The organism is Streptomyces sp. P5F9 (assembly GCF_057961495.1).
The window spans coordinates 1-7,231 of the sequence record NZ_JBXVPZ010000475.1; the positions used below are offsets into that span (position 1 = coordinate 1).

The following is a 7,231-nucleotide window of genomic DNA, read 5'->3' on the forward strand; positions in this document are numbered from 1 at the left end:
TTCGGCGAGGGGCCGGACAGTGTCGTGGATCCGGGCCAACTGGCGTACGTCATCTATACGTCGGGGTCGACGGGGCGCCCGAAGGGTGTGGCCGTGGCGCACGCCTCCGTAGCGAATCTGGCGTCGGCCATGCGACCGGTGCTCGGTGTGGAGCCTGGTGCTACGGCGTTGCAGTTCGCGTCGTTCAGCTTCGATGCGGCGGTGCTGGACGTGGCGGTCACGCTGGCCGCCGGGGGCACGCTGGCGATCGCCTCGGCGGAGGAGCGGCAGGACGGAGCTGCTTTGGCGGCCATGGTCGAGGCTGCCGGAGTTGAGGTGGCGAGTGTGGTGCCCTCGCTGCTGGGTGTGCTGGAGCCGGATTCGGTTCCAGGGGTGGGGAATTGGGTCTTGGGCGCGGAGCGGCTTGAGGCCGGTCTCGCGGCGAAGTGGCGTGCGGGCGCCCGTGTTTGGAACACGTACGGGCCCACCGAGGCCACTGTCATCACTACCGCCGTCCTATTGGAGGAGGGAATTACCGGCGAGGATGCCCCGCCGGCGATCGGCCGTCCGCTGCCCAACGTCCGTACCTACGTCCTGGACGCATTCCTCCGCCCCGTCCCCGACGGCGTAACGGGTGACCTCTACGTTGCCGGATCCGGCCTGGCTCGCGGTTACATCAATCGCCCCGACCTGACGGCCGAGCGGTTCGTGGCCTGCCCCTTCGATGACGGCGGGCGGATGTATCGGACGGGGGACCTGGCTCGCTGGACCGCCGACGGGCAGTTGGAGTTCGTGGGGCGTGCGGACGCGCAGGTGAAGATCCGCGGGTTCCGCGTGGAGCTCGGCGAGGTCGAGACCGTCCTCGCGGGTCATCCGCTGGTCGAGCGGGCCGCCGTGGTGGCCCGTGACGGTCGGCTGGTCGGATACGTCCTCGGTGACGTGGAGGCCGAGGCGCTGCGGGAGTTGGCCGCTACTCGTCTGCCGGAGTACATGGTCCCGTCGGCGGTCGTCGTACTCGACGCGTTCCCGTTGACCGTCAACGGGAAGATCGACCGGTCCGCGCTGCCTGCCCCCGACCTCGCGTCCGCCGATACACGTGCCCCGTCGACCGAGGCCGAGGAGGCGTTCTGCGCCCTGTTCGCCGAGGTGTTGGGGCTGGAGGAGGCCGGGGTCCGGGACAGCTTCTTCACGCTGGGCGGCGACTCGATCATGTCGATGCAACTCGCGTCCCGGGCCCGTTCCGCAGGCTGGACCGTGTCGCCCCGCCAGATCTTCGAGGAGAAGACGCCCGAGCGGCTGGCACAGGTGGCCGTGGCCTCGTCCGGCACGGGGAGCGCACGGCGCTCGGACACCGGCGTCGGCGAGGTGCCGCTGACCCCGGTGATGCGGGAACTGCTGGACCGGGTCGGCCCGGAGCGGGTCGGCCGGATCGTCCAGCCGGGTGTGCTGACGGTGCCCCCGGGGCTGGATCGCGAGGCGCTCGTCGATGCCGTACGGGCAGTGATGGACCGTCATGAGGTGCTGCGGGCACGGTTGTTGGCGGAGTCCGGGGTGTTGATGGTGTCGGAAAGCCTCGTGGTGCCGGTTGACGAGCTGGTGGCTCGGGTGGATGTGGTCGGGGTTGATCCGGCCGCGGTGGTGGAGGAGCAAGTCGAGGCGGCGGTAGGGCGGTTGGATCCTGCGGCCGGGGTGATGGTGCAGGTGGTGTGGCTGGACGCGGGGCCGGATGTGTCGGGCCGACTGGTCGTGGTGGCCAACCACCTTGTCGTCGACACGGTCTCGTGGCAGATCCTGCTGCCCGATCTGGAGCAGGCGTGCAAGGAGTTGGTTGAGGGACGGCCTGTGGAGTTGGAACCAGCTCCGGTGTCGTTCCGGGCGTGGGCACGGGAGTTGGCGGCGGAGGCGGTTCGGCCCGAGCGGGTGGCCGAGTTGCCGGCGTGGCGGGCGGTGGTGGAAGGTCCGCAGGCGTTGCTGACGGATGTTCCGCTGGATCCGCTGGTGGATGTGGGTGCGACGGTTCGGGAGGTGGCGGTCTCCGTTCCGGTGGAGGTGACGGCGGCGCTGTTGGCGGCGGTGCCGTCGGCGTTCCATGCCGGGGTGGACGAGGTGTTGCTGGCTGGGCTGGCCGGGGCGGTCAGCGAGTGGGCCGGTGTGGACGGCGGGCTCTTGGTGGATGTCGAGGAGCATGGCCGTGAGCCATTGCCAGAGGGCATCGATCTGTCGCAGACGGTGGGCTGGTTCACGTCATCGCATCCCGTACGGCTGAGCGCGAGTGCGGCGCCGATGGTGGTGTGTCGGTGCTCGGGGTGAAGGAACAGATGCGGGCGGTGCCCGGAGACGGGCTCGGCTACGGGCTGCTGCGATACGTCAATCCGGATACCGCTGACGAGTTGGCGGGGCTGCCGTCGGCGCAGGTCGGCTTCAACTACCTCGGGCGCATAGGGACGGGCGAGGGCGTTCGGGTGGGAGGTGCGCCCGATGCTCCGGTGATGCACGCGGTGGAGTTGCTGGGATCGGTAAACGAGTTGGCAGATGGCCCAGTGCTGGAACTTGTGCTGGCCTGGCCGGAACGGTTGATGGAGGCCGACCGGGCACGCGCGCTGCTGGAGGCGTGGGTGGAGGCACTGTCAGGACTGGTGGCTCAGGTCCGCGACGGGGCCGGCGGCCATTCCCCCTCTGACTTCCCGCTGGTTTCCCTGTCCCAGGAGGGTGTGGAGGAGCTGGAGTCGGCGGTGTCCGGTCTGGAGGACGTGTGGCCGCTGTCGCCGCTCCAGGAGGGTCTGCTCTTCCACTCGTCGTTCGATGACGAGGCCGGGGCGGATGTGTACGCCGGTCAGCGTGCGCTCGCTCTGGACGGGCTTTTGGACGTTGGTCGGTTGCGGGCGTCGTGGGATGTGGTGGTGGGGCGGCATGCGATTTTGCGTGCGGGGTTCCATCGGCTGGCGTCGGGTGAGGCGGTGCAGGTCGTCCCGCGGGAGGTGGAACTCCCGTGGCGGGAGGTCGACTTGAGTGGTCTGACGGAGGCTGATGCGGAGGCTGAGGCGGCCCGGTTGTCCGGGGAGGAGCTGTCGGCCGGTTTTGAACTCGGGCGAGCTCCGCTGCTGCGGTTGCTGCTGCTTCGCCTAGGCGAACGGCGCCACCGTCTGGTGCTGACGACCCATCACATCGTGCTTGACGGCTGGTCGTTGCCGATCCTGCTGAAAGAGCTGCAGACGGTGTACCGGGCGGGTGGCGGCGCCCAGGCGTTGCCTGCGGTGCGGTCGTACCGGGATTACCTGTCGTGGCTTGGTCGTCAGGATCGGGAGGCTGCGCGGGTTGCGTGGCGGGAGGAGTTGGCGGGGGCGGAGGAGCCGACGCTGGTTGCTCCGGTGGATGCGGCGCGGTTGCCGATGCGGCCGGAAGCGGTGCGTGTCGAGTGCGGCGCCGAGCTGACACGGGCGCTGGAAGAGCTGACGCGGGAGCGCGGGTTCACCATGGCGACAGTGGTGCAGGGCGCGTGGGCTCTGGTGCTGGCTCGTCTGTCCGGGCGGCGGGATGTGGTGTTCGGGACGACGGTTGCGGGGAGGCCGGCGGATCTGCCGGGTGCGGAGTCGTTGATCGGGTTGTTCATCAACACCCTGCCGGTGCGGGTGCAGACGGATGGCAGGGAATCCGTACTCGAAATGCTGGACCGACTGCAGCGCCGCCAGCTCGGCGTGATGGGTCACCAGCATCTCGGGCTGGCTGAGATCAAGCAGGTCACCGGGCCGGGCGCGGAGTTCGACACGCTCGTGGTCTACGAGAACTATCCGCAGTCCGCCGAGGCGATGCCGGATGACCCCGACGCTCTTGCCATTCGGCCGGGTGGCCGGACGCGGGATGCCAGTCATTATCCGCTGGGGTTGATTGTCGCGCCGGGTGAGCGGATGGAGTTGCAGCTGGATCACCGGCCGGACCTGTTCGACCGGGCCCGTGCGGATGAGGTGTTGGCGGCGCTGGTGCGGGTGTTGGAGCAGTTCGCGGAGGACCCGGAGATGCCCCTGGGGCGTGTCGGGTTGTTGGACGGGGCGCGGTTGGAGCGTCTGACGCGCGATTGGCAGGACATCTCTGCTGAGGTGCCGTCCGGGACCTTGCCGGATCTGCTTGCCGGGCAGGTGCGGCGGACGCCGGATGCGTCGGCTCTTGAGTCGGGTGAACGCGCCCTGAGTTATGCGGAGTTGGAGGCTGAGGCGGGTCGGCTGGCGCGGTATCTGATCGCCGCCGGGGTGGGTCCGGAGCGGCGGGTCGCTGTGGTGGCCGAGCGGTCGGTGGGCACGGTGGTGGCGTTGCTGGCGGTCTCGATGGCCGGCGGCGCGTTCGTCCCGTTGGATCCGGGGCATCCCGCCGAGCGTCTGGCCTTGGTGTTGGAGGACGCGGATCCGGTCGTGGTGCTGTGCACGCAGGCGGGCCGTGCGGTGTTGCCCGAGGCGAACCGGGGCGGGGCGATTGCCTTGGACGATCCGGAGGTTGCCGCTGTCGTGGCCGGCTGTGCGCCGGGTCGGGTGGTGGATGCGGAGCGCATCGTGCCGTTGGGGGTGGCGAATGCGGCGTATGTGATTCACACGTCGGGTTCGACGGGTCGGCCGAAGGGGGTTGTTGTCTCGCATGCAGGGTTGGCGAATCTGGCGTGGGCGCAGGTTGATCGGTTCGGGGTGCATGAGCGGGCGCGGGTGTTGCAGTTCGCGTCGTTGAGTTTTGATGCGGCGGTGTCGGAGCTGTGCATGGCGTTGGTGTCGGGTGCGGTGCTGGTGGTGGCGGGGGCTGAGGGGTTGCCGCCGAGGGTGTCGTTGGGCGAGGCCGTCAGCCGTGCGCGGGCGACGCATGTGACGGTTCCGCCGGGGGTGTTGGCGGTGGAGGAGGTGCTGCCGGAGGCGTTGGAGACGTTGGTGGTGGCGGGTGAGGCGTGCCCGCCGGGATTGGTGGACCGATGGTCGGTCGGTCGGCGGATGGTCAATGCGTACGGTCCGACCGAGGTGACGGTGTGCGCGGCGATGAGCCTGCCCCTCGCCCCCGGAGACGGGTCCAGGACGGGCGCGGGCGACACCGACGGTGTGCCGATCGGGCGGCCGACGGCGAACATGCGGGCCTATGTCCTGGACCAGTTCCTCCAGCCGGTGCCGGTCGGCGTGGCGGGTGAGCTGTACGTGTCCGGGCCCGGTCTGGCGCGCGGCTACTCCGGGCGCCCGGACCTGACGGCGGAGCGGTTCGCGGCCGATCCGTTCGACGCCGGGGTGCGCATGTACCGTACCGGCGACCTGGTGCGCTGGCTTCCCGAAGGTCAACTGACGTTCGTGGGGCGGGCGGACGAGCAGGTGAAGATCCGCGGCTTCCGCATCGAACTGGGCGAGGTGGAAGCCGTCCTCGACGACCACCCGGAGGTCGCGCAGGCCGTCGTGACGGTACGGGACGGCAGGCTCGTCGCCCATGTCGTGGGCGGAGTGGAGGCAAGCGAACTACGGGAGTTCGTCGCTGCACGCTTGCCGGAGTACATGGTCCCGGCGGCGGTGGTGGTGCTCGACGCGTTCCCGCTGACGGTGAACGGCAAGGTGAACCGGGCTGCCCTGCCTGCCCCGGAGTTCGGGGGTTCGGCGTCGGGGCGGCAGCCGGGTACGGCGGCCGAGGAAGCGTTGTGCGCGCTGTTCACGGAGGTGTTGGGCCTTGAGGAGGGCGCGATCGGGGTCGGGGACAGCTTCTTCGAGCTGGGCGGCGATTCGATCATGTCGATGCAGCTCGCGTCCCGGGCGCGTCGTTCCGGTTGGGTGGTGACGCCTCGCCAGATCTTCGAGGAGAAGACTCCTGAGCGGCTGGCGCTGGTGGCGGCTGGGACCGAGGATGCCTCTGCCGGGGCTGAGGACTCGGGTGTCGGCGAGATGCCGTGGACGCCGCTGATGAGGTCGATGGGCACGGACGCGCTGCGGCCCGGCTTCGCCCAGTGGACGGTGATCGGTGCGCCGGCCGGGCTCGGCGTGGACGTACTGACGTCAGGCGTGGATGCGCTGCTGCGGACGCACGGGATGCTCCGGGCCCGGGCCGGGGATGACCAGGTGTTGATGGTTCCGGAGGCGGGTGAGATAGACGTGTCCGGGCTAGTGGCCCGGGTGGATGCAGTAGGCCTCGCTGAGGGTGAGTTGGACGGGCTCGCTGTGGATGCCGCTCGGCAGGCGGTGGGGCGGTTGGATCCTGCGGCCGGGGTGATGGTGCAGGTGGTGTGGGTGGATGCCGGGCCGGAGCGGGTCGGTCGGATTGCGCTGGCCGCTCATCACCTGGCGGTCGACGGGGTGTCGTGGCGCGTCCTGGTCCCTGATCTGCAGAACGCGTGCGAGGCGGCGGCCGTAGGCCGGCGGCCGGACCTCGCACCGGCGCCGACTTCCTTTCGCGCCTGGGCGGAGGGACTGCGGCGGGCCGCCCAGAGTCGGGCGCGGATGGGCGAGTTGGACGCTTGGGTCGACATGGTCGCCGGGACGGCCGGTGACGGGGAACCGCTGGTGGGTCACCGTGCGCTGGACCCGGCGGCCGACACGGTCGCGACGCTGCGCCACCGTACTTGGTCCGTGCCGGTGGGTGAGGCTGCGGTGCTCGTGGGTGACGTGCCAGGGGTTTTCCACTGCGGGTTGCACGAGGTGTTGCTGGCGACGTTGGCCGGTGCGGTGGCGAGCCGGCGTACGCGGTCGACTGTGCCGGGCGGGTTCCTGGTGGAGGTCGAGGGGCACGGGCGTGAGCCGTTGTCGGCGGGCATGGACCTGTCGCGGACGGTGGGCTGGTTCACCGCCGCCTACCCGGTCCGCCTTGATGCCTTCGGCGTGGATCTCGCGGAGGCTACGGCCGGTGGTGCGGCGGCCGGTGACCTGCTCAAGCGGGTGAAGGAGCAGGTGCGGGCGGTGCCTGGGGACGGTCTCGGCCATGGCCTGTTGCGTCATCTGAATCCGGAGACGGCGCCGGCGTTGGCGGGTCTGCCGGCGCCGCAGATCGGCTTCAACTACCTGGGCCGGTTCGCGGCCGCCGGTGCCGGGTCGGACGTGATCGTGCCCTGGCAGACGGTCGGAGACACGGCCGTCGGAGGCGCTGCCGATCCGGGCATGCCGGTGCTGCACGCGCTCGATGCGGGTGCCGTGGTCGCGGACACCGCGAGCGGTCCCGAGTTGACGCTCACCTTGAGCTGGCCCGACGCGTTGCTGGACGAAACCGACGTAGAGGAACTGGGCCGGGCCTGGCTCGGGCTGCTGAACGGCCTCGC

The 7,231-nt window shown here is 70.2% G+C and carries 2 protein-coding genes; both read left to right on the top strand.

What is annotated here, in order from left to right; genetic code table 11:
• Positions 1-2,289 (top strand): amino acid adenylation domain-containing protein (locus AC31A1_RS42885; RefSeq protein ID WP_489658499.1); only part of this gene is annotated, 2,289 nt, incomplete at its 5' end.
• A partial coding sequence (locus tag AC31A1_RS42890) for an amino acid adenylation domain-containing protein (protein ID WP_489658500.1) occupies positions 2,277-7,231 on the top strand: 4,955 nt, incomplete at its 3' end. The genes AC31A1_RS42885 and AC31A1_RS42890, both read left to right, overlap by 13 nt.